The organism is Streptomyces sclerotialus (genome assembly GCF_040907265.1).
GTDB classification, from domain to species: Bacteria; Actinomycetota; Actinomycetes; order Streptomycetales; family Streptomycetaceae; genus Streptomyces; species Streptomyces sclerotialus.
In genome coordinates, this window is the sequence record NZ_JBFOHP010000002.1 from 3,214,102 (window position 1) to 3,236,480 (window position 22,379).

19 protein-coding genes and 2 tRNA genes are annotated in these 22,379 nt (G+C 72.9%); 11 read left to right on the forward strand and 10 right to left on the reverse strand.

Annotation, left to right across the window (positions count from 1 at the left end):
* Positions 1-51 precede the first annotated feature (51 nt).
* From AAC944_RS14235 to AAC944_RS14265, 7 genes are all read left to right on the forward strand, one after another.
* A complete protein-coding gene (locus AAC944_RS14235) occupies positions 52-990 on the forward strand; it encodes a phosphatase PAP2 family protein (RefSeq protein ID WP_037772140.1) in 939 nt (312 codons plus the stop codon).
* On the forward strand, positions 899-2,236 hold the full coding sequence (locus tag AAC944_RS14240; RefSeq protein ID WP_078888539.1) for a hypothetical protein: 1,338 nt from the start codon (positions 899-901) through the stop codon (positions 2,234-2,236). Before AAC944_RS14235 ends, AAC944_RS14240 begins: the two co-directional genes overlap by 92 nt.
* Positions 2,227-3,813 carry a hypothetical protein gene (locus AAC944_RS14245; protein ID WP_030614143.1) on the forward strand — a complete coding sequence of 529 codons (1,587 nt, stop codon included), beginning with the start codon at positions 2,227-2,229 and terminating at the stop codon, positions 3,811-3,813. The genes AAC944_RS14240 and AAC944_RS14245 overlap by 10 nt, the downstream gene beginning before the upstream one ends.
* Positions 3,810-5,168, forward strand: a complete 1,359-nt coding sequence (locus AAC944_RS14250) for an AAA domain-containing protein (protein WP_196942985.1) — start codon at positions 3,810-3,812, stop codon at positions 5,166-5,168. The genes AAC944_RS14245 and AAC944_RS14250 overlap by 4 nt, the downstream gene beginning before the upstream one ends.
* A gap of 90 nt (positions 5,169-5,258) precedes the next feature.
* Complete coding sequence (locus tag AAC944_RS14255; RefSeq protein WP_030614147.1) at positions 5,259-5,642, forward strand: DUF8844 domain-containing protein; 384 nt, start codon at positions 5,259-5,261, stop codon at positions 5,640-5,642.
* Positions 5,643-5,819: 177 nt separating this feature from the next.
* Positions 5,820-6,416 carry a bifunctional DNA primase/polymerase gene (locus tag AAC944_RS14260; RefSeq protein WP_030614150.1) on the forward strand — a complete coding sequence of 199 codons (597 nt, stop codon included), beginning with the start codon at positions 5,820-5,822 and terminating at the stop codon, positions 6,414-6,416.
* A gap of 77 nt (positions 6,417-6,493) precedes the next feature.
* Positions 6,494-6,567 (forward strand) — tRNA-Lys (locus AAC944_RS14265).
* A 73-nt stretch (positions 6,568-6,640) separates the two neighbouring features.
* On the opposite strand, the gene AAC944_RS14270 is transcribed toward AAC944_RS14265, so the two are convergent.
* The 4 genes from AAC944_RS14270 to AAC944_RS14285 form a co-directional block, all read right to left on the reverse strand.
* Positions 6,641-7,234 (reverse strand): lytic polysaccharide monooxygenase auxiliary activity family 9 protein, encoded by a 594-nt coding sequence (locus tag AAC944_RS14270; protein WP_030614186.1) that lies wholly within the window; start codon positions 7,232-7,234, stop codon positions 6,641-6,643.
* 171 nt (positions 7,235-7,405) lie between these two features.
* The gene (locus AAC944_RS14275) at positions 7,406-7,822 is read right to left on the reverse strand and encodes an SsgA family sporulation/cell division regulator (RefSeq protein ID WP_490368265.1); all 417 of its coding nucleotides are present in this window, start codon (positions 7,820-7,822) and stop codon (positions 7,406-7,408) included.
* Between the two features lie 9 nt (positions 7,823-7,831).
* Positions 7,832-9,385 (reverse strand): SPFH domain-containing protein, encoded by a 1,554-nt coding sequence (locus tag AAC944_RS14280; RefSeq protein WP_063759933.1) that lies wholly within the window; start codon positions 9,383-9,385, stop codon positions 7,832-7,834.
* 11 nt (positions 9,386-9,396) lie between these two features.
* On the reverse strand, positions 9,397-10,728 hold the full coding sequence (locus AAC944_RS14285; RefSeq protein ID WP_030614195.1) for a peptidoglycan-binding protein: 1,332 nt from the start codon (positions 10,726-10,728) through the stop codon (positions 9,397-9,399).
* A gap of 317 nt (positions 10,729-11,045) precedes the next feature.
* On the opposite strand from AAC944_RS14285, the gene AAC944_RS14290 reads away from it, so the two are divergent.
* The 4 genes from AAC944_RS14290 (at position 11,046) to glxA (ending at position 16,198) form a co-directional block, all read left to right on the forward strand.
* Positions 11,046-11,119: transfer RNA gene (locus AAC944_RS14290), tRNA-Lys, on the forward strand.
* Positions 11,120-11,229: 110 nt separating this feature from the next.
* Positions 11,230-11,910, forward strand: coding sequence for a FadR/GntR family transcriptional regulator (locus tag AAC944_RS14295; protein WP_030614198.1), 681 nt, complete (start codon positions 11,230-11,232; stop codon positions 11,908-11,910).
* Between the two features lie 398 nt (positions 11,911-12,308).
* Positions 12,309-14,249, forward strand: a complete 1,941-nt coding sequence (locus AAC944_RS14300; RefSeq protein ID WP_030614201.1) for a glycosyltransferase family 2 protein — start codon at positions 12,309-12,311, stop codon at positions 14,247-14,249.
* Positions 14,246-16,198 carry a radical copper oxidase GlxA gene (gene glxA, locus AAC944_RS14305; RefSeq protein WP_030614204.1) on the forward strand — a complete coding sequence of 651 codons (1,953 nt, stop codon included), beginning with the start codon at positions 14,246-14,248 and terminating at the stop codon, positions 16,196-16,198. Before AAC944_RS14300 ends, glxA begins: the two co-directional genes overlap by 4 nt.
* 66 nt (positions 16,199-16,264) lie before the next feature.
* On the opposite strand, the gene AAC944_RS14310 is transcribed toward glxA, so the two are convergent.
* From AAC944_RS14310 to AAC944_RS14335, 6 genes are all read right to left on the reverse strand, one after another.
* Positions 16,265-17,329, reverse strand: a complete 1,065-nt coding sequence (locus AAC944_RS14310; RefSeq protein WP_030614207.1) for a glycoside hydrolase family 6 protein — start codon at positions 17,327-17,329, stop codon at positions 16,265-16,267.
* Between the two features lie 345 nt (positions 17,330-17,674).
* Positions 17,675-18,310: a class F sortase gene (locus AAC944_RS14315; RefSeq protein ID WP_030614210.1), complete on the reverse strand. Its 636-nt coding sequence runs from the start codon at positions 18,308-18,310 to the stop codon at positions 17,675-17,677.
* The gene (locus AAC944_RS14320; RefSeq protein ID WP_030614213.1) at positions 18,300-18,620 is read right to left on the reverse strand and encodes a hypothetical protein; all 321 of its coding nucleotides are present in this window, start codon (positions 18,618-18,620) and stop codon (positions 18,300-18,302) included. The genes AAC944_RS14315 and AAC944_RS14320 overlap by 11 nt, the downstream gene beginning before the upstream one ends.
* A 122-nt stretch (positions 18,621-18,742) precedes the next feature.
* Positions 18,743-19,522 (reverse strand): HAD-IIA family hydrolase, encoded by a 780-nt coding sequence (locus AAC944_RS14325; protein ID WP_030614215.1) that lies wholly within the window; start codon positions 19,520-19,522, stop codon positions 18,743-18,745.
* Positions 19,523-19,629: 107 nt separating this feature from the next.
* Entirely contained in the window at positions 19,630-21,135 is a 1,506-nt protein-coding gene (locus tag AAC944_RS14330; RefSeq protein WP_030614219.1) for an alkaline phosphatase family protein, read from the reverse strand.
* Between the two features lie 150 nt (positions 21,136-21,285).
* Positions 21,286-22,353 carry a 2-aminoethylphosphonate ABC transporter substrate-binding protein gene (locus AAC944_RS14335; RefSeq protein ID WP_030614223.1) on the reverse strand — a complete coding sequence of 356 codons (1,068 nt, stop codon included), beginning with the start codon at positions 22,351-22,353 and terminating at the stop codon, positions 21,286-21,288.
* Positions 22,354-22,379 lie beyond the last annotated feature (26 nt).

Consider the following 22,379-nt stretch of genomic DNA (forward strand, 5'->3'; position numbering starts at 1 on the left):
CGGCGTATGGTTGGTCGCTGCTGACAGCGACTGACTCAAAGGCTGGAAACAGTGCGTACGTTCCGGGTGCACGCCGCACCGCACACCCCCACGAGGCGCGGCACCCGGCCGCACTGGTGGGCCGAGCTGCCGCTCCTCGCCCTCGTCTACGCCGCCTACACCGCGGGACGGCTGCTCGCCAGGGGCGACGTGTCAGCGGCCGACGGCCACGGGGTGCGGCTGCTGGACACGGAGCAGCTCCTGCACATCGACTTCGAGCACCCGCTGAACCGCCTCTTCTCGGGCACGCCCGCGGTCGGCATACCCGCCGCCTTCGTGTACGCCTCACTGCACTACCTCGTCACGCCCGCGATCCTCGTATGGCTGTGGCGCCGGCACGCCGGCCGGTACCGCACCATGCGGACCTGGCTGCTGCTCTCCACGATGATCGGCCTGGTCGGCTTCACCCTGCTGCCCACCTGCCCGCCCCGGCTGCTGACCGCCGTGCACGGCTTCACCGACACGATGGCGGAGTACGCCCCGTACGGCTGGTGGGGCGGCGAGGCGAGCGCGCCACGGGGCCTGGGCGGGCTGACGAACCAGTACGCCGCGATGCCCAGCCTGCACGTCGGCTGGGCACTGTGGTGCGGTGTCGCGCTCTGGCTGTACGGCGGCTCGCGGCTCACCAAGGCGGCGGGCCTGGCCTACCCGCTGCTCATCACGGTCGTGGTGCTGGGCACCGCCAACCACTACTTCCTCGACACGGTCGCGGGCTGCGCCGTCATGGTCGCGGGGCTGCTCCTGGCCCGTCCGGCGCTCCGTCTCGCCGCCGCCGCACGTGGCGTGATCACTGCCTGTGCGAGCGGTGGTGCGGCTGATCCTGCCGCGAATGTCGGTGGTGGATGCGAGACTTCCGCAGGTGAACGTTTTCCGCGACAGTCGGCCCGAGCCGGCAGCGGCACGCACAGCGCGGCCGCGGCCGGCGACGGGGCTGCGCGCACGCCTGGCTGAGCTGCGCGGCCCCGGCGTGACCCCGCGACCGCTCGACGCCAGGGCGCTCGCCGCGCTGGCCGCCAACCCCGGCTGCCGGCGCCGCGCGCTGCTGGACGGTGCGGGTGTGGACAAGGCCGCGCTCGCCCGGGCGCTGGGCTCGCCCGCCCCCTTCGGCCAGTCCCGGTTCGCGATCGCACGCGGCCACTCCTTCGAGGCGCGGGTGAAGGCCGACGGCGGCGCCGAGCTGGTCCGGCTGACCCGGGAGCAGCTCGGCGGCGGTACGGAGGACCCGGAGCCCGGCGCGGTGGCGACGCCCGACCTGTCGGCGGCCGGTCCGCAGGGCCGTGCCGCGCGGACCGCGCTGGCCCTGCGCGAGGCCGCGTCGCGCGGCGGCTGGACCTTTCTGGACCACCCGATGCTCGCCCTGGACGTGGCCGGTTCGCCCGCGTATCTGGAGCCGGACGCCGTGGTGGTCCGCCCCGACGGGGTCTGGAGCGTCGTCGAGATCAAGTCGTTCCCGATGATCGACGGGTCGGCCGACACGGCGAAGGTGGGCGCGGCCGCCCGCCAGTCCGCGGTGTACGCGCTCGCCCTGGAGCAGATCGCCGAGCAGGTCACGCGCCACATCCCCGAGGACGCGGGGCACGGGCCCGAGGTCGGCGACCGCGCGCTGCTGGTCTGCCCCAAGGACTTCTCCAACCTCCCGGCAGCGGCCCCCGTCGACCTCCGCAAGCAGCTGGCCACGACCCGCCGTCAGCTGGCCCGGCTCACCCGGGTCGACGAGCTGGCCGCGGCGCTTCCCGAGGGCACCACCTTCGACCTGCGGCTCGCGGACGACGGGAAGACCGCCACCCGGCCCGCCGAGGAGCTGGCCGAGGCGGTGGAGGCGGTCGACGCGGCGTACGCACCGGAGTGTCTGGCCGCGTGCGAGCTGGCGTTCCACTGCCGTGGCCGGGCCCGCGAAGCGGGGCTCGTGGAATCGCTGGGCCGCGGCGTCCGCGGGGAGCTGGGCGGGCTGCGTACGGTCGGTGAGGTGCTGGCGGCGGCCGCTGAGCCGACGGACGACGGGCCGGAGCCGGCCGGTCCGGCGGACCCCGCCGCCGAGTCGCTGCGGCGCGCCGCTGCGCTGCGCTCCGAAGCGCTGGCCGCGGCCCGGCGAGCGCCCTCGGTGCCCGCTCCCGCCACGCCGCCGCTGCCGGAGCGCGCCGGGCACGGGGCGGACGGCGGGCCCGCGGCGCGGCAGGAGGAGGCGGGATGTCGCTGATCGACGTACTGGCCAGGATGGAGGCCGTGGCGGCCGGACACGCCACGCCGCTGGCGACCGTACGGCACCGCCATCTCGCCGCCCGCCCCCTGGTGTTCGTCCCCCTGACGACCGCCGGTGAGACCGGTGCGCCGCTCGGCGCGCTGGTCGGGACGGACCGCGAGCGGCCGCTGCTGCTGACGGTGCCGCAGCCGCGCGACCGCGACCTGCGATTCGCGTTCTTCGCCGAGCTGGCCGACGCGGTCCTGCCGTACCTGGACTCCTTCGCCGACGACGTCGAGCCCGCCGAGCGCAAGGAGACCGACCCGGAGACCGGCAAGCGGGTCACGGTCGAGACGGAGCTGTGCGCGGACGCCCCGCAGATGCTCGTGCCGAGCGCGGCGGGCGTGGAGTTCGTACGGCTGCTGGGCCGCTCCATGCGCTTCCGTCGGACCGCCGAGCAGGACCCGGACACCCCGCATCCCGCGCCGCCGCACATCCCGCTGCTCGGCCGCTGGCTCACCCACCTCGGCGAGCGGGCCCGGGTGCCCGGGTCGAGCCTGCTGCTGCCGATGACGGGGCTGCTCGCCCGCCACTGGGCGACCGGCCAGAGCCTGGCGGAGGACCAGCATCTGGGCGCGCTGCTCGCCTGGATCGACCCGCCCGAGGGTGAGTCGGGGCAGGACGCCGCGCTCCGCGCCGAGACGGCCAGGGACGCGGACGGGCAGCTGCTGTGCCCGCCGGCCGGGCCCGCGACGGACCCGGCGTTCGACAACGGCCTGCTGGCGCCCGCCATCGCGCGGTACGACGCCGGGCTGCCGGGCGCGCGCGAGGAGTTCGACGCCCTGGTGGCGGGCGTGCTGCGGCCGACGTGGGAGGCGGTCTGGCGCGGTGTCGACCTGCTGCGCGCGCTGCCCGAGGGGGCCAGGGTGCCCGACCGCTGGAAGCGGGACCGCTGGTCCTACACCGCGCACCGGGACCGGGTGCGGGCCGGCGAGCCGCCGCAGCCCCGGCTGGACGACGCCGTCACGGCCGCGCAGAAGCTCGCCTCGCGGGAGACCGCGCAGGCCCAGCTCGACGCGCAGGAGGCGCTGGACGACCCGCTGGTGATGGCCGGCCGGCGGCTGACCGGCGAGGCCCTGGAGGGCGAGGTCACCGAGGTCGAGATGGCGATGTCGGAGGGCAAGCGGCCGATGCCCCGGCCGCTGGTCACGCTGCGCACGGCCGACCGGCCACAGCTGGAGGAGCGGGCGAAGCTGTACCGCCCGCTGGACGGCGGGAAGACGCAGACCGCCGAGTTCGTGGCGTACGTACCGGAGCAGCCGGGCACGCTGGTGGTCCGGCTGACCGGCGGCATGGGGCGCGGGAGGACGCCGGAGCCCGGCTCGGTGCCGGAGAAGGGCGACCGGGTGTGCTGGACGCTCTTCGAGCACGCGCCGCGCGGCGGCCCGGAGCTGCCCGACCCGGAGGACACGCCGTGGACGCACGGCGGGCCGCCGCCCGGCAGCGGCGACGGCACCGACCGGCTCTCCGCGCCCGCTCCCGCCGCCGCACCGCTTCCCGACCCCGACCCCGTGACCGCGGAGGACTTCCTGTGAGCCGCGGAATTCCCGCGCCGGACCGTACGGACTTCGACCCCGGCGCGGCGGCCGCCGCCGCGACCGACGCGATCCTCCGCGACACGCTGCACGGCGACCGGCGCGGCGTCGTCGTCGACTCGCCGCCGGGCGCAGGCAAGTCGACGCTGGTGGTGCGCGCGGCCCGCGAGCTGGCCGCCGCGGGCCGCCCGCTGATGATCGTCGCGCAGACCAACGCGCAGGTCGACGACCTGGTGCTGCGGCTGGCCGAGAAGGACCCCGAGCTGCCCGTCGGCCGGCTGCACAGCAGCGAGCCGGGCGCGTACGACCCGGCCCTGGAGGACGTCCCCTCGGTCCGTACGGCCGCGAAGGTCGCCGACCTCAAGGGCCTCCCGATCGTCGTCGCGACCGCCGCCAAGTGGGCCTACACCAAGGTGGACGAGGGCTGGCCGCACGCGATCGTGGACGAGGCGTACCAGATGCGGTCCGACGCGCTGCTGACCGTGGCGGGGCTGTTCGAGCGGGCCCTCTTCGTCGGCGATCCGGGCCAGCTGGACCCGTTCAGCGTGGTCGGCGCCGACCAGTGGGCGGGTCTGTCGTACGACCCGTCGGCGAGCGCGGTCTCGACCCTCCTCGCGCACAATCCGGACCTGCCGCAGCACCGCCTCCCGGTGTCCTGGCGGCTGCCCGCCTCGGCCGCGCCCCTGGTGTCGCACGCCTTCTACCCGTACACGCCGTTCCGCAGCGGGACCGACTACGGCGACCGGCGGCTGACGCTGGGCGTACCGTCGGACGGCTCGGCGGTGGACCGGGTGGTGGACGAGGCGGCGGAGACCGGCTGGGGCCTGCTCGAACTGCCCGCGCGCCGGACGCCGCGTACGGACCCGGAGGCCGTGCAGGCGGTGGCCCTGGTGGTGCGGCGGCTGCTGGACCGCGGCGGCGCGACGGTCAGCGAGCGCGGGCCCGGCCCGGCGCCGCTGACGGCCGACCGGATCGCGGTCGGCACGGCCCACCGGGACCAGGCGGCGGCGGTGCGGGCCGCGCTGTCCGGCCTGGGGGTCACGGGCGTCGCGGTGGACACGGCGAACCGCCTCCAGGGCCGGGAGTTCGACGTCACGGTCGTGCTGCACCCGCTGTCGGGCCGCCCGGACGCGACGGCCTTCCACCTGGAGACGGGCCGCCTGTGCGTACTGGCCTCGCGGCACCGCCACGCGTGCATCGTGGTCTGCCGGGAGGGCGTGGCGCAGCTGCTGGACGAGCATCCGTCCACGGAGCCGGTGCAGCTCGGCGTCACGGTGAAGTTCCCGGACGGCTGGGAGGCGAACCACGCGGTGCTGGCCCATCTGGCGGAGCACCGGGTGCCGTGGCGGCCGTAGCCCGGGCTTCCCGGGCGTACGCCCGCTGCCAGGGCGTACTTGCGGAGCGCGGGACAATGGGACGCGGCACACGATTCTGGAGGTAGGTACATGTCCGAGCCGCAGCCGGCTCCCGACCCGCGCGGTGCGGCCTCCGCGCCCCGGCGCCTGAAACCGGCGCCGCTGCTGTTCGAACCGCCCGAGGCCACGGCCGACCCCGAGCACTTCTTCGACCTGGAGTCGATCGAGGACCCCCGCGAGCTGCTGTCCCGCTCCACGGAGCTGGCGCTCGCCTTCCGCGCGGCGGCCGACCGGGCGACGGAGTTCCAGGCGATGGCGGCGGCGCAGCTGGCCGACCCGCGCCGGTTCGACCGGCTGCCGCTGGCGGTGCTCGCCGAGCGGGCCGACTGGACCGAGGACTACGCCCGCAAGATGGTGGAGTTCGGCCGGTCCCTGATGCGGGAGGGCGGCACCCGCCCGGACGAGACGCCCTAGTCCCCCGGTGCCAGGCCGCCGCACGGCTCGTACGGCACCGCGGCTCATGATCACTCGCGTGTTGATCATGAGCCGTTGGCATATGCGGAGTCGGAAGATACTCCGGCTCACTCTCCCGTGTCCCGATTTCCGCCGAACCGCAGAAACGGAACCCCTTCCGCCGGTAAACCTGTCGGCATGAGTGACTGGCCCCAGCCCCCGGCCCCCGACCGCCACCTCGCGTCGTACGTCACGCTCGCCGGCGCCGACTGGCTCGCCTCCGCGAGTCCGCACCCGCGCCGGGTCCACCATCTGTGGGCCACCCACCCCACGGCGCCGAGCGTGCTGCCCTGCGGCACCGTGTTCGACGTGATCAACGCCCCCGCCCTCTTCGGCCGCCGGATGGCCGACTGCTTATGGGCCGCGGGGCCCGGCTCGGGCCCGGTCGCGATGCACCGCGGCCGGCTGCTGCTGTTCGCGGCGCGCGGCACCGCCCAGCGGCTGCCGGCCCTGCTCGCCTGGGAGGAGTGGGCGCGCTCCGTGCCGCCGCTGCTGTGCCACGGCGCCGGTGACGCGGTGACCATCCCGCCGCTGCACCCCCGCACGGCCGTGCCCGACGCGCCGCCGCCGTCCTCCCGCTGGCTGGTCGCCCCGGACGTACGCCGGCCCTGGCTGCCCGGCCCGGACGTGCTGCTGTGGTCCTGCGTACGGGCGGCCCGCTCGGCGCCCACGGAGAGCCCGGCGGCCCCGGACGCCGTCCGCCCCGCCCCGGCCGGCGCGCCCGCCCGCACCTGAGAGAGCGGGGAGGGCAGCGCAGGCGAATCGATTTTTGCCCTCCCCGATCAGGGTGCTAAGGTTTTCCACGTCAGCAGGCGCCGCTAGCTCAGTTGGTTAGAGCAGCTGACTCTTAATCAGCGGGTCCGGGGTTCGAGTCCCTGGCGGCGCACAGACACGGCGAAGGCCCTCACTCCGGTGAGGGCCTTCGCCGTGTGCGCCTACATGACCGGTGCGACCGGACGCTACGACAGGTTGACGTCGGCGCAGGAGTAGAAGGCGTTGCCGGTGTCGGCGATGTTCCAGACGCCGAGGATCATGTGCCGGCCCGTGTGCTGGGTCGGGACGGTGCCCTGCTGGCTCCAGACCTCCGGCGGCTGCTTGCCGCCCATGGGCACCGTCATGAAGGGCTCGGATTCCAGGGCCGCGCGGGTGAGCGGCTTGCTCGGGTCCCAGCCCTGCTTGGTGATGTAGTACCGGAAGTCCGTCGTGGCGTGCCGGGCGGTCATCTTCCAGGTGAAGGTGAAGCCCTGCCCCGCCTTGAGGTTCGTGGCGGGCCACTGGCCGCCACGGGGGTCGTCGAGCGCGGCGAACCCGGAGTTGCCGCCGGCGCAGATCTTGCCGTCGGCGGGGCCCGCCGCCGGGAAGCCCTTCGGGCCCTCGACGCTCTGCGGCTCCCACTGGATGGCGCCGCAGTTCTTGACGGTGCCGGCGGCACACAGCGCCTGCCGGCTCGGGGGCTGGGTGCCGTACCCGTGGCTGGAGGCGCTGCCGGTGGCGAGCAGGGAGGCGCCGGCTATGCCGAGGGTGACGACGGCGACGCTGATCTTCTTACGCATGCTTCGCTCCTGAACGTGGGGCGGGGGGGGTTCCATGAGCCGTGCACTGCGGTCTAGACCAAGTCGCAGAGTAATGACGGGGGTTGCAGTTGTCCAGACCAATTGCCGACCCCTCGCCACCCGCCCTCCGCCCCCCGTTCATCCGGACTTCCCGCCGGTGAGCTCAGTCCCTCAGTTCCGCTCCGCGAACAGTCGCGCCAGGTGGGCGTCCAGATCCAGGTACCGGCTCTCGTGCCCGGGCGGCACCACCTCCGACGTCGCCCGCACCCACGCCGCCAGGTCCGTGGCCTCGGCCGTCAGCGCGCACTCGCTCCCGGCGGACCGCAGCTCGATATGGACCCGGCGGAGCCCGACCGAGTCCCGGAAGGGCCGCATCCGCACGTCTCCCTCCCCCGCCGGGCCGCGCAGCCCGGCGATCAGCAGCTCCCGGGAGAACACCCAGGTCGTGACCGTACGGCCCTGGCTGACGAAGGCGACCCGGACCTCGTACGGACGGTCACTGCGGTAGCCGAACCGGCCCGCCACCGGGACGACGGTGTCCGGGCCGAGCAGCAGCTGCAGTTCGAGGGTGCGGGTCGTGGCGGCCACCACGGCGCCTCACTCCTGCGCCGCCGCGCTGCCGCGGGCGGTGCAGAACGCCACGGTCAGGTCCTTGACCAGGGCCTTGCGTTCGTAGTCGTCCAGCTCCACCAGCCCCCGGCTGGTGAGCCGCCGTACGGTGTCGTCCACCGCGTCCACCACCGAGGTCAGCACCGCGTCGCGGTGCCGGGCGTCCAGCGCGGCGACCTGCCGGCGGTGCATGGCGGCCGCCACCTCCGGCGCGTACTCGATGCGGGTGGGCTGCGCGGCGAACACCTCGATGCCCACCGGACGGCAGTCCGCCGCCAGCTGCGCGGTCAGCGCGTCGCCCACCGCCGCCGCGTCCCAGATGCTCGGGGTGGCGTCCTTGCGGAGCACGGGCCCGCCCGGCGAGGCGGCCGGCACGTCGGCGGGCAGCCCGCCGAGCACCCGCGCGGTCGCCGCCTCCACCTGTTCCCGCAGGTAGGTGACGTGGTCGTCGACCTCGTACCGGGCCCGAGCGGCGTCCACGACCCGCCACACCACCAGCACCACTGCCCGCAGCCCCACTCCGGTCACGTCCACCACGGGCATCGGCTCGCTCCGCCAGTGGCGCAGCCGCACGTCGATCCGGCGGCGGCGCAGCACCGGACTGATCCACACCAGCCCGGTCCGCCGGACGGTGCCGCGGTAGCGCCCGAAGAGGCTGATCACCCAGGCGCTGCCGACCCGGCCGCGGGCCAGCCCGCCGAGGGCGGACAGCACGGCGGCGCAGCCCAGCGCGAGCAGCGCCATGTCGCGGGGCGGCAGCGGCGTACGGTCCCGCACGGGCAGCCGCAGCAGGCGCCCCGCCTGCTCGGGCAGCATCCCGTGCCACCACAGCAGCGCCCCGCAGCAGACGGCGGCGACCAGCCCGGCCGCCAGGGCGAACCCGCCGGGGAGCGAGGGGCCGCGCCGCTCGGTGAGGTGCGGGTCCTCGGCGGGGGCGCGGCGGCCGGGCGCTTCGGCCGCGGAGTGGTCGGCCGCGGAATGGTCGGCCCCAGAATGGTCGGCCGCCGGCCCTGCGGGACCGGCCGCCGCGCCGGGCCAGATCCCGGTGTCGGCCGGAGCGGCCGGCGAGGACACCCGGCTGCCCGCGTCGACCACGCCGAGGGCGTCGTTGAGGACCGCACGCTCGGCGGTGTCGAGCAGCTCGTCCGCCGCCTCGATGCCGGCCGTGGGCGGCAGGTCCTCGGGGCCCGGGTCCGGTGCGGGTTCCGGACCGGGCCCGGGCTCGGGCCGCGGGACGGGCGCCGGGTCCGGCATCGGCTCCCCCGCGCTCGCCGCCCAGCCGGGGGCCGGGTGCCGGGCGTCCTCCGGGGCCGGGTGCCGGGCCTCGGCACCGGCCGCGTCCGCCGCCCGCGCACCGGACGGTTCCGGTGCCACGGGGCCGGTGCCCGCCCCGTCCCCGAATTCGTCCACGAAGGGCAACCCCGTGTCGGGGTCCATCAGGGGGATCATCCGCGGTGCCGCCCCGAACCCCCGTGCCGCCACGTCCGCCGGCTCCGCCGGGAACGCCGGCTCCGGTTGTCCGCTGTCCGTTCTGCCTGCCATGAAGTGCTCCGTCATCGGAAGAGTCGCCGCCAGGTCTCGGGGCCCGGATAGCCGTCGGCTTCCCGGCCGCGCCAGCCCTGGGCACGCTGGAACGTCTCGACGTTCCGCCGGTCCGCCTCCGTCCAGCGCGGTCCGGGGCCCGAGAGGTAGTACTTGCCGTAGCCCTTCTTCACGAGCTGCCGGCCGAGCTGGGTGACATGCCCGCTCGACTCGCCGGGCCGGAAGTGCCGGACGCCGGGGAAGCCGCTCCGCCTGTCGGTGGCGGCCGGGCCCCCGATGTCCCGGCCCTTCCCGCCGACCAGGTACGCCCAGGTGCCGGGGCCGGGAATGCCGTCGGCCTCCGCGCCCCGCCAGCCCTGGGCCCGCTGGAAGGCCCGGGTGGCGTCCCGGTCCGCCGTGGACCAGCGCGGGCCGGGCCCCGTGCGGTAGAACGCGCCGCCGCCGCGGGCGACGAGCAGCTTCCCGAGCCGGGTCACCCATGAGTTGTCGGCCCCCGGGCCGAAGTGCGACAGACCGGGGAAGGAGTGCGGGAAGCCGTCCGGGAGCCCGGTCTCGGGCAGCCCGGTCTCGGGAAGGCCGGTGTCAGGAAGGCCGGTGTCAGGGAGGCCGCCGCCGATCAGGCCCCGGTAGCGGTAGGGCACGTACTTGCCCGCGTTGCTCCAGTAGGCGTACGGCGTGACCTGTTTGCGGGCGTGCTTCGGAGCCAGTTCGTACGCGAGGTACTTCGTCCGGGAACCCTCCGCCCAGCCGCCGAAAATGGTCACGTGCGAACCGGCGGAGGGGTTCGCCTCGTTGTGGTACAGCAGGATGTCGCCCGGCCGCAGGCCGTCCTTCGTTATCCGTACCGCGTACCGGCTGAGCGATCCGGTCCACTGGTTGCTGCCCAGGCCCCAGGCCATCGAGACGAAGCCCGAGCAGTCCTCGCGGTAGCCGTCGGACCAGAAGCCGTTCTGGCTGTACGGCACCCGGGCCGCGATCCAGCTCCTCGCCCGCGCGATGATCTCCGCACGGGTGGTGGGGCGCGGCTCGGCGGCGGGCCGGCCCCGCCCGTTGCCCGCCCCGCCGTACAACCCGCTGACCTGGCCCTGCGGGGCGTGCTCCGGCCCGGCGTCGGCGGCCGGGCTGCCCACCGGGCCGGCGGCGGGCAGTTCCTCGGCGGCCGGGGTGGCGAGGACCGTGCCGGCCGCGGCGGCCAGCACCAGCGCGCGGCGGGCACCGTGCGCGGCGGGGTGGCCGCCGTCCCGGCGCCGCGCCGCGTGCGCGAGGGTGCGCCGCTGCTGGGCGCAGCCCGCGCAGGGGCAGTCGTCGGCGGGCTCGAATTCGACGAACACCGGCACCGTCATTCCCGTTCCCCTTCCGGCCGTTTCTTTCTCATAGGCCTCACACCGGCACAGCTTCTCAACTACCGGCGCATACCGCATGCTGACGGGGCAACTGATGACCTTGCATACGGAACTACTCTCCCCTCGCCCAAATCCGGCGAACCGCCCGGCGGAATTGCGTCAGGACGCCGGCGCGGGGAGGGCGACACGCGGAAGAAAAGCCCTTCCGGCCGGATACCGGCAGGAGTGTCACGACTCACACATTCGGCGGGACGCCGGACGGCCTTCCGTGGTCCGGAGCACCCCTGGAGTTCGTGTAGAGTTTTTCAGGTCAGCGCGCGCCGCTAGCTCAGTTGGTTAGAGCAGCTGACTCTTAATCAGCGGGTCCGGGGTTCGAGTCCCTGGCGGCGCACGTAGGGTCAAGGCCCCCTCGTCACGACGAGGGGGCCTTGGTCGTTTCTTGACGGTGACCTTCAGCGGGATCGCTGGTCAAAAGGGTGTGCCGGGGTGCAGAGTCACGGGATGGCGAGGGACATCCAGGAGCGCATCAAGAGGCTGATCATCGACCAGCGGCTGCCGTCCGGCGCGCCCCTGCCGACCGAGCCGGAGCTGATGGAGCTGCTCGGGGTCAGCCGGAACTCCGTGCGCGAGGCACTGAAGGCACTCCAGGCGATGGGCATCGTGGAGATCCGCCACGGCTTCGGCACCTACGTCGGGCCGATGTCGATGGCCCCGATGATCGAGGGCCTGACCTTCCGCACGGTGGCCGGGCACTACCGCGGCGAGGACAGCCTGCTCCAGCTGCTGGAGCTGCGCGAGGCGGTGGAGACCGGACTGATCGCGCGGCTGGCGGGGCGGGTGCCGGACGGGGACCTGGCCGAGCTGGACGCGATCGTGGCACGGATGCGGGCGGAGGCGGCGGCCGGCGGGGTACGGGCGGAGACCGACCGCGCTTTCCACGCCACTCTCCATCGCGGCCTGGACAATCTTCTGCTCAGCGAGGTGCTGGAAGCGTTCTGGGACGCCTTCCACCGGGTGCGTACGGATCTCGTCCCGGCGCACGCCGACCCGGAGACCACGGTGCGCCAGCACGAGGAGATCGTGGCGGCGGTGCGGGAGGGCGACGGACCGCGCGCCGAGCGGGCCGTCCGCCACCACTTCGACAACATCCGCCACAGGCTGCGCAGTTCGGGCGAGCGGTGACACCTGCGGCAGGCGGAAGGGAGACCCGCCCGGCGGGGAGGGCGCACGGACCGCCGCACACCACTCCGAGTCCACCCATACGCCCACACCTTCCGTAACCACCGCATTCCGCCCTTGCGATCATGAAGGCCGGTTAGGGACCCTGACGTGGCGGATGGGTCGAAGATGGCCTTGACGCGCACGTGGGGGAAGGACCGCCGGCTGCGCCGAACGAGGGGTTGGGGAACTCCGGGCGCTGCCATCATGACGGGGTACGACCGGGCAACCGGAAGGCGGACGGCACACGTCTGAGTACGTGGGCGGCCGAGACCACAGGGCACGGGCCGGTCAGGGGGACCGCAGGCCCGGCTGAGAACAGACGGACACGCAGCGAGTTCTGCGTGCGGGGGGATGGAGTCATGACGTCGACGCCTAGCGGCGCCCGGCAGGAACACCCGTACGACCCGTCCGCGACGACGCGCTTACGCCTGCCGCGCCAGTACCGCAGGCGCCCGCAGCAGGAAGCGCCGCTGCCGCGCTACGACTACGAGCACTACAGCCGGCTCGCCGGACCGCTGACCAGGCCCGAGCCCGGCAAACCGTACAAGGTCCGGTACCGCAGCCTCCTCGCCGACGAGCCGCACCGCTTACGCGCGGCCCTCTTACTCGGCGCGGCGCCGCTGGTCTCCCTCGGGCTCCTCGCCTGGCTGTTACAGCCCGCCCACTGGACCGAGCGGGACTATCCCCAGTTCGCCTTCCTTCCCGTCCTCGACGTCGTCATGCTCGTCTCGATCGGCCTGATCGAGTTCTTCCGCTGCATGAACGTCCTCTCCAACGCCCACGCCACGCTCGTCGCCCGTGATCCGATACCGGTCATACCCGAGAGCGGTACCCGCGTCGCCTTCCTCACCTCCTTCGTGCCCGGCAAGGAACCGCTGGAGATGGTCACGAAGACGCTGGAGGCCGCGGTCCGCGTGCGCCACCGGGGCCTGCTGCACGTCTGGCTGCTGGACGAGGGCGACGACCCGGCCGTCAGAGAGGTCTGCGCGAGACTCGGGGTGCACCACTTCACCCGGCACGGCATACCGGAGTGGAACCGCGCGAAAGGCCCGCACCGCGCAAGAACCAAGCACGGCAACTACAACGCCTGGCTCCAGGCCCACGGCGACGACTACGACTTCTTCGCCTCCGTCGACACCGACCACGTGCCCCTGCCGAACTACCTGGAGCGGATGCTCGGCTACTTCCGCGACCCCGACGTCGGCTTCGTCATCGGCCCCCAGGTCTACGGGAACTACGACACCTTCGTCACCAAGGCCGCCGAGTCGCAGCAGTTCCTCTTCCACGCGCTGATCCAGCGGGCCGGCAACCGCTACGGCGCCCCCATGTTCGTCGGCACCTCCAACGCCGTGCGCATCAAGGCCCTGAAGCAGATCGGCGGGCTGTACGACTCGATCACCGAGGACATGGCCACCGGCTTCGAGATGCACCGCCACCGCAACCCGGCCACGGGCAGGAAGTGGCGCTCGGTCTACACCCCCGACGTGCTCGCCGTCGGCGAGGGCCCGACCGCCTGGACCGACTTCTTCACCCAGCAGCTGCGCTGGTCGCGCGGTACGTACGAGACGCTGCTCAAGCAGTTCTGGAAGGCGCCGTTCACGCTGTCCCCCGGCCGCCTCTTCAACTACACCATGATGGTCATCTTCTACCCGATGTCCGCGCTGAACTGGATCCTCGCCGCCCTCAGCTGCGCGCTCTTCCTCGGGCTCGGCGCCTCCGGCGTCCAGATCGACCCGGCCGTGTGGATGATGCTCTACGGCAACGCCTCGGCGCTCCAGATCGGCCTGTACGTGTGGAACCGCCGGCACAACGTCTCCCCCCACGAGCCGGAGGGCTCCGGCGGGGTGGCCGGCATGCTGATGTCCGCGCTCTCCGCGCCGATCTACGCGCGCTCCCTCTTCGACGCGGCGCTGCGCCGCAAGAGCAAGTTCGTGGTGACCCCGAAGGGCGACTCCTCCAGCCCCGACACCCTCTTCGGGACCTTCCGGGTGCACCTCTTCTTCCTCCTGGTCTTCGGCGGTTCGCTGATCGCCTCCTTCTTCTTCGGCCACGCCCATCCGGCGATGATCGTCTGGGCCGTACTGGCGCTGCTGGTCTGCTGCACGCCGATCGCCGTCTGGCGCTGGACCATGCGCCGGGACGCGCGGCCCGCCGGGGACGACGCCAAGGCTCCTGAAGCGGCCGGGGCTCCCGAAGCGGCCGGGACCGGAGCCGCCGAGGCCGGAGCCGCCGAGGCCGGGACCGCCGAAGACCAGATCGCGCAGACCGTGCAGATTCCCGTGGGGGGAACCAACCGATGAGATACCGACCGAGCCGCCGCACCCGCCGATTGGGCATAGGTGCGGTGGTGGTGATCGCCCTGGCCGCGATGAACGGCCCGGCGGTGTACGGCTTCGCCTCCGAGCAGTACCACTCGTACAAGATCAACCAGCCGGAGTACAAGCAGCAGAACGGCCACTGGGACGTGGTGGACGTCCCCGACCGGTACCGGATCAACACCATCCACGCGGCCCTGCTGCACACCGGCAAGGTCCTGCTGGTCGCCGGCTCCGGCAACAACGCGGCGAACTTCAAGGCCAAGTCCTTCCGCACGGTCCTGTGGGACCCGGCGAAGAACACCTTCAAGAACATCGACACGCCCACCGACCTGTTCTGCTCCGGCCACACCCAGCTCCCGGACGGCAAGCTGCTGGTCGCGGGCGGCACCCAGCGCTACGAGACCCTCAAGGGCGATGTGAAGAAGGCCGGCGGCCTGATGATCGTCTACAACGAGGACCCGGACGGCCCGAAGACCTTCCCCGCCGGCACGCTCTTCACCGGCAAGAAGAACGGCAAGACCTTCGTCTCCAAGGACCCGGTCGTGGTGCCGCGGGCGAAGAAGATCAAGGACAAGGTCACCGGGAAGGTCCGCGTCGAGCACAGCGAGGGCCGGGTCTACGTCGAGGCGCGCGAGGAGGGCCGCGCGCATGCCACCGGCGCCCAGGACAACTACCGCATCCACGGCCTGACCGGCGCGGACGCCCGGAACTTCTACGGCATCGCACAGAAGCTGTCGTTCGACAAGAAGGACTTCCAGGGGATCAAGGACACCTTCGAGTTCGACCCGGTCGCCGAGCGCTACCTCCGCGTCGACCCGATGAACGAGGCCCGCTGGTATCCGACGCTGACCTCCATGGAGGACGGCAAGGTCCTCTCGGTCTCCGGGCTGGACGAGATCGGCCAGGTCGTCCCGGGCAAGAACGAGCTGTACGACCCGAAGACCAAGAAGTGGACGTACCTGCCGAAGCAACGCTTCTTCCCCACCTACCCGGCGCTCTTCCTCTCCGGCAAGGGCCAGGTCTTCTACACCGGCTCGAACGCCGGGTACGGCCCGGACAACAAGGGCCGCACGCCCGGGATCTGGGACCTCAGGAGCAACACGTTCCGGAAGGTCCCCGGGATGAGTGATCCGGACATCCTGGAGACGTCGATGTCCGTGCTGCTGCCGCCGGCGCAGGACCAGCGGTACATGGTCCTGGGCGGCGGCGGGGTCGGCGAGGACCCGCGCGCCACGGACAGGACCCGGATCGTGGACCTCACCGACCCGAAGCCCCGCTTCCGTGACGGTCCCGACCTGTACGCGAAGGCCCGCTATCCGAGCAGCGTGATCATGCCGGACGACACCGTGCTGACCACCAACGGCTCCGGCGACTACCGCGGCCGCAGCGACTCCAACATCCTCAAGGCCGAGCTGTACGACCCGGCGAAGAACACCTCTCGCCGCGTCGCCGACCCCCTGGTCGGCCGGAACTACCACTCCGGCGCGCTGCTGCTCCCCGACGGCCGGGTGATGACCTTCGGCTCCGACTCGCTCTTCGCCGACAAGGACAACACCAGGCCGGGCGTCTTCCAGCAGCAGATCGACCTCTACACCCCGCCGTATCTCTTCCGCGGCTCCCGCCCCGGCCTGAAGGCCGCGGGCGCCACGACCGTGCGGCTGGGCGGCAAGGCGACGTTCACGTCGGCGCACAGCGGGTCCGTGAAGAAGCTGCGGCTGATCAGGCCCGGTTCGTTCACCCACGTCACCAACGTCGAACAGCGCTCCATCGCGCTGGACTTCACCACGAAGGGCGACACGGTGACCGCGACCCTGCCCAAGGACCCGTCGCTGGTCCCGCCCGGCTGGTACATGGTCATGGCCGTCGACGACGAGGGCACGCCCTCGAAGGCGGTGTGGCTGAAGGTGCCCGCCGCCGAGGAGCGCGGCTGACCGACGCGTACGCGAGGAGGGGGCGCCCCGCCTGGGGCGCCCCCTCCTCGCGTCACTGCCCGCCGGTCACTGCTTGCTGTTGCGGGCCAGCTCCAGTGCGTAGGTGGTCCACCACTTGCCCGCCTGCGGACCGCCCTTGCACGTACCGTCCGACTCCCCGGGACGCTTGATCCAGAGGTAGGCGTCCACCAGCCCGTCACCGGTCTTCGTGGTCGGCGGCTCGCCCAGCGCCCGGCCCTGCGGGTTGCACCAGTTCTCCGGGTCGTCGCCGCCCGGTGCCGGGCCGTTGCCGTTCCGGCTGGTGTCGATGACGAAGTGCTTGCCGCCCACCATCGCGGAGAGCTGCCGGCCGTACTTCTCGTTCTCCGCCGTGGTCTGGTAGTTGGAGATGTTCAGCGCGAAGCCGTCGGCCCGCTCGATGCCGGCCCGCTTCAGGGGCTCCACCATCCGCCCCGGGTCCTTGATCCAGTGCGGGTTGCCCGCGTCGAGGTAGACCTTGGTGCGCGGCAGCGCCTTGAGCTTGCCGACGGCCTCGGTCAGCAGCGCGTACCGCTCCTCGTGGAACTCCTCCGGCGTGCACTTGTCCTCGATGTGCGGCAGCGCGTCCGGCTCCAGGATCACCGTCGTCGCACGGTCACCGATGCCCTTGACCACCCCGTCCAGCCAGGCACGGTAGGCGTTGCCGTCGGCGGCACCGCCCTTGGAGTAGCTGCCGCAGTCGCGGTGCGGGATGTTGTAGAGCACCAGCAGCGCGTCGCGGTCCGCCTTGGCGGCCGCCTCGGTGAAGCCGCGGGCCTCGCCCTGCGGGTCGTCGACGCCGATCCACTCGGCGACGGGCTGCGCCGCGATGCGGCTGATCAGCTCGGCGTCGTCCTGCTTGCCGTCCTTGCGGTACGCGGCGGCCTGCCGGGCGGCCTTGCCGTCCGGGTTGACCCAGTACGGCACCGTGGCCTTGGGCCGCTGGCCCGGCGGTCCCGCACCTTCGTCGGGCCCGTCGGACGAGGAACATCCGGCCAGGGCCCCGGCCGTCAGCAGCAGTGCTGCCAGCGCCGGTACCGAAACGCCTGGCCCGCGGTGGTCACCGCGGCGTCCGCTCGAAGTTCCCCCGGACCCGGGTACAACGCCGTACATCCACTCCCCCCTCGGAGCACGGAACTTGGCCGGTCGCAGCAATCCTGGCACACCTGTGTGCACCGGCGACGGCGAGTGGGCAACCTGTTACGGTCCGCTTCCTACGCCCCCTGTACGGGGGCCGTGCGGGAGTTCTAGAGTGTGGTTCTGGCCCCGGCCCCCGGCCTGGAACGCGCGCTTGATGGCGCCTCCCGTCGGCGGCAGGGCAACTCCCGCAGTCCTGAATCGCGACGGTCGAGGACCGGTCGGCCGGTGGTTCAGGGGGAGCGAACCGCCGGCCGGGCCGGGCGATCCGCTTCCGCTCTCCTTCTCGCGCAACGTCCACATCTCCTCAGGGACATCTCCTCAGGGACCGCTGACGGCGGTCAGGTAGGCGGCGACCACGGTGCGCGGCCGGTCGTCGGTGACGAGCCGGAGTTCGGCGCGGCCGCGTTCGTGCGGGGCCTCGATCCGCCGCGCTCCGGAGGGGCCGGCCGGGTGAACCGTCACGTCCTCGACGGTGAACTCCGCGATGCTGCCGTCCGACCGGGCGACCCGTACGGTCTCTCCCGCATGGACCTCGGCCAGCCCGGCGAAGGCGCCACGCGCGGGCCCGGTGCCGCCGCGCCCGGTCAGCACCGCCACGCCCGGCCGTCCCGGCTGCGGTCCCGACGCGTCCCAGACCACGTCGCCCTGCTCACGGTCCGGCGGCACCACGCGCCGGGTGCCCGGGCCGCTCGGGACCACGTCCGCGTGTGCCATGCCCAGCGCGCCGATGCCGACGGCGGTGGGCCGGGCGGCGGGCAGCGGGGCGAGCGCGCGGGGAAGTTCCTGGAGCAGCGGGCGGCCCACCGCGGCGACGTCGCCGGTGGTGGCGGACGGCAGCTGTCCGTCGGCCGGGCCGCGTCCCCAGACCCACAGCCCGAGCAGCAGCACCGCCCAGATCACGCCGGTCAGCAGCCGGCTGTATCCGCCGGCGGCGGCGAGGTGCTCATTCGGCATCACCGCCACCCCGCTTCCGCAGCACGTGCACGACGCGGCCGATCACGACGAGGGCCACGCCGCCGGCCACGACGAGCCCGGCCGAGCGGCCCGAGTTCATTCCGCCCTCGGACTTCCGGCCGGCCGTCGGCTGAGCGTGCACGGCGGTCACCGGCGCCGTGGGCGCCGCGGCGCGTGCCGCCACCTCCGCGGTGGCGGCGGCCGGGCCGGGCGCGCCGTCCGGGCGGCCCGCCGGTTGCGCGGTGCCGGCGAGGACCACGCAGGCGGTGAAGGCCGTGCACGTACAGACGGTGAACCGTGGTGGACTCATGTGCACCTCCTCCGGATATCTCCGAAGGTCCGCCCGGCGGGCCCGGCCCGCATCCGGAGCGGCCCGGGTCCTGCGCCGTCGGGGTGAGCCCGGTCTTCCGTACGGGTGGCCGGGGCCGGCGGCTACACGAGCTGGACGAGGTCGGCGATGGAGTCCACGACGTGCGACGGCTTGAAGGGGTGCTTGTCGATGTCGCCGGGCCCGGTCAGGCCGGTGAGCACGAGGAAGGTCTCCATCCCGGCCTCCAGGCCGGCCAGCACGTCGGTGTCCATCCGGTCGCCGATCATGGCGGAGGTCTCGGAGTGCGCGCCGATGGCGTTCAGGCCGTGCCGCATCATCAGCGGGTTGGGCTTGCCGACGAAGTACGGCGCCCGGCCGGTGGCCTTCGTGATGAGCGCGGCCACCGAGCCGGTCGCGGGCAGCGGGCCCTCGTTGGAGGGGCCGGTCTCGTCGGGGTTGGTGGCGATGAAGGCGGCGCCGTTGTTGATGAGCCGGATGGCCTTGGTGATCGCCTCGAAGCTGTAGGTGCGGGTCTCGCCGAGGACGACGTAGTCCGGCGAGTGGTCGGTGAGGATGTAGCCGATGTCGTGCAGGGCTGTGGTGAGCCCGGCCTCGCCGATCACGTACGCGGTGCCGTTCGGCCGCTGGCTGTCCATGAACTTCGCGGTGGCCAGCGCCGAGGTCCAGATCGACTCGTACGGCACTTCGAGGCCGATGCGGGAGAGCCGGGCCTGCAGGTCGCGGGGGGTGTAGATGGAGTTGTTGGTGAGCACGAGGAAGGGTTTGCCCGACTCCCGCAGCCGTTTGATGAAGGCGTCGGCGCCGGGGACCGGCACACCTTCGTGCATCAGCACACCGTCCATGTCGGTGAGCCATGACTCGATCGGCTTGCGCTCTGCCACTGCCGGACTCCTGCCGTACGGGGAACTGCTGCCTGACTGCCGAGGGCGCCGGCCGTTGTCGCACGTCTCACGCGAAACGTACGTACGACCGACGCCCACAGCCTAAGTCAGCCGGACGTGACCTTGACCCCGTCGACCGCCCAGTACCAGTTGTTGCCTCCGGTGTAGCGGAAGCGGACCCGTACGGTCCGCGCGCCGGAGGGCACGTCCAGGGCGATGGCCTCGGCCCGGGCGACGGCGTCCGCGGTGCAGGTGCGGACGACGGCCGGGGCGCCGTCGTCGTACGAGACCAGCACCTCGGCCCGCTGCGAGCCCTCCTGGAGGTAGTGGGAGGAGAAGGCGAGGGTGGCCCGCGCGCCGCCGCTGACCGGCCAGGCCGGGCTGACCAGCGTGGAGTCGAAGGTGCCGGTGGTGGCCGCGTCGGACCACTCGTCGCCGTCGGCGACCGCGAAGACGCCGCGCGCCCGGACGTTGGACTCGCGCTGCTGGCCGGGGGCGGCCTTGGTCCAGAACTCGTCGGTGGTGAAGGACCAGCCACGCCACTCGGTGATCCCGCCGCCGCCCATCGCGGAGTTGTCGACGGACCAGCCGGGCGGCGGGGTGCGGGTGAAGCCGAGTACACCGGCGCCGACGCCGGTCTCGTCGACGGGTCCGGTCAGCTTCGGCCGCAGCACGTCGAAGTCGTCGGCGACGGAGGCCTGCAGGGGGCGGCCGTCCAGCTGCCAGGCGGGGGCGGGGGTGACGCCGAGGTGGCGCAGGGCGGTGGCGGCCACGTCGACGAGCCGTACGTCCTCGCGGACCGTGCGGGCCGGCAGCCCGCCGCCGGAGGCCAGGACGAAGGTCTGCCGCTCGCCCCAGCTGTTCCCACCGTGGCCGCCGGCGTCGGTGTGGCCGTGGTCGGCGCTGATCAGGACCAGCCAGTCCTCGGTGGCGTACGCGGCACGGGACTTCACGGCCGTGAGCATCTCGCCGACCTGGGCGTCCGCGGTGCGGAGCGCGTCCAGGTACGCCTGGCTCGCGGCGCCGGACGCGTGGCCGGCGTGGTCGACGTTGTCGAGCTGGACGAAGACCGCGTCCGGGTTTCCGTCCTTCAGCTGGGCGACGGCCCGGGCCGTGGTGCCCTTGTCGTACTCCGCCGACGGGGTCGCGACGCGGGTGTCGACCTCGGCGGAGAGGATCCGCTCGGTGATCGGTGCCCAGGAGGCGACGGCGTACGTGCGCAGGGCGGCGCGTGCGCGTTCGGCGCGGGTGAGGAAGTCGGGGTAACTGCCGTAGTCCGCGCCGGTGAAGCTGTTGTCCTGGACGCCGTGCTTGTCGGGCCAGACGCCGGTGAGCAGCGTCGACCAGCCGGGCGCCGACTCGGTGCGGGCCATCGGGCTCGCGTAGAGGCTGGTGGGTGCGGTGATCCCGGCGGCCATGAGGGAGTCGAGGACAGGGGTGTCGGCGTCCCGTACGCGGTCCAGCCGGCCGGCCCCGTCCAGGCCGATGACCAGGACCTTGGGGGTGCGGGCCGCGGCACCGGCGACGGCGGCGAGCGGCCCGGCGGCCAGCGCGGCGCCGGCCAGCCCTGCGGTGGCGCCGATGAGCAGGGATCGTCTGCTGAGCTCGGACAAGGTGGTCCTCCGTGGGGTGTGAGGGTGCCCGGCACGACCCGACGCCCCTGTGGGGACAGGGGCATCGGGTCTGGACCCGTTACCATTCCGCGATACTGTGCGGAGCGCCAGGGCCGTGCGGTGAGAAGGACGGGACCAGGAGACGGCCCGTCAGCTGCCGGTGGCCGACTTCCAGGCGTCGATGTAGGTGTCGAGGTTCTTGTCGATGTCCTGCCAGTCCGGCTCGAAGATCTCGACGCCCTTCATGATCTCCGCGAGCTTCCGGGCGTTCTCGTCGGTGGCCTTGACGTCCTGGCGGGCCGCGAAGCCGCCGCCGACCGAGGAGACCTCCTGCTGGACCTCCGGGCTCAGCAGGTAGTCCAGGAACTTCTTGCCGTTCTCGGTGTGCGGGGCGTTCTTCACCAGCCCGGCCGCGTACGGCAGCGCGAACGTGGAGGGCTTGCCCCCCTTCTTGGCGGCCGGGAAGAAGATGCCCTGGTCGGGCATGGACTTCATGGTGGCGAAGTTCATCTGCACGTCGCCGTTGGCGATGAGCAGCTCGCCCTTGGCGGTCTTGGGCGCGAGCTGTCCGGTGGAGGAGGACGGGCCGACGTTGTTGGCCTGGAGCTTCTTGAAGTAGTCCATGGCCTGATCGGTGCCACCCAGGTCGTGCATGGCCTTGATGACGACGGCGGTGCCGTCCCCGGCGACGCCCGGCGTGGAGTACTGGAGCTTGTTCCTGTACTTGGGGTCCAGCAGGTCCTGCCAGCTCTCCGGCGGCGTCTTGAGCTGCTTCTTGTTGTAGATGAAGCAGAAGTAGTTGTTGACGACGGAGGTCCACTTGCCGCCCGGGTCCCGGTCGGCGGCGGCCACCTTGTCGTACCCCTTGGGCTCGTACTTCTGCAGCAGGCCCTTGCCGTCCGCCTGCTGGATGAACGGCGGGAGGGTGACGACCACGTCGGCCTGGGTGTTCATCTTCTCGCGGGCGAGCCGCTGGACGGCCGCGCCGGAGCCGGCCTCCACGTAGTTGACCTTGATGCCGGTCTTCTTCTCGAAGTCCTTGAAGACCTTGTCGTAGAACCCGTCGCCCTTCTCGCCCTTCAGGCCGTCGGCGCTGTAGACGGTGACTTCCTTGGCGTTCGGGTCGGCGGCGGTGGAGCCGCAGGCCGTCAGTCCGGCACCGAGCGCCAGGACGGAGACGGTCGCGGCGACCGGCTTGAGGTACGGGTGGCAGCGCATGGCGGGTCGTGACTCCTCGGGGAAGG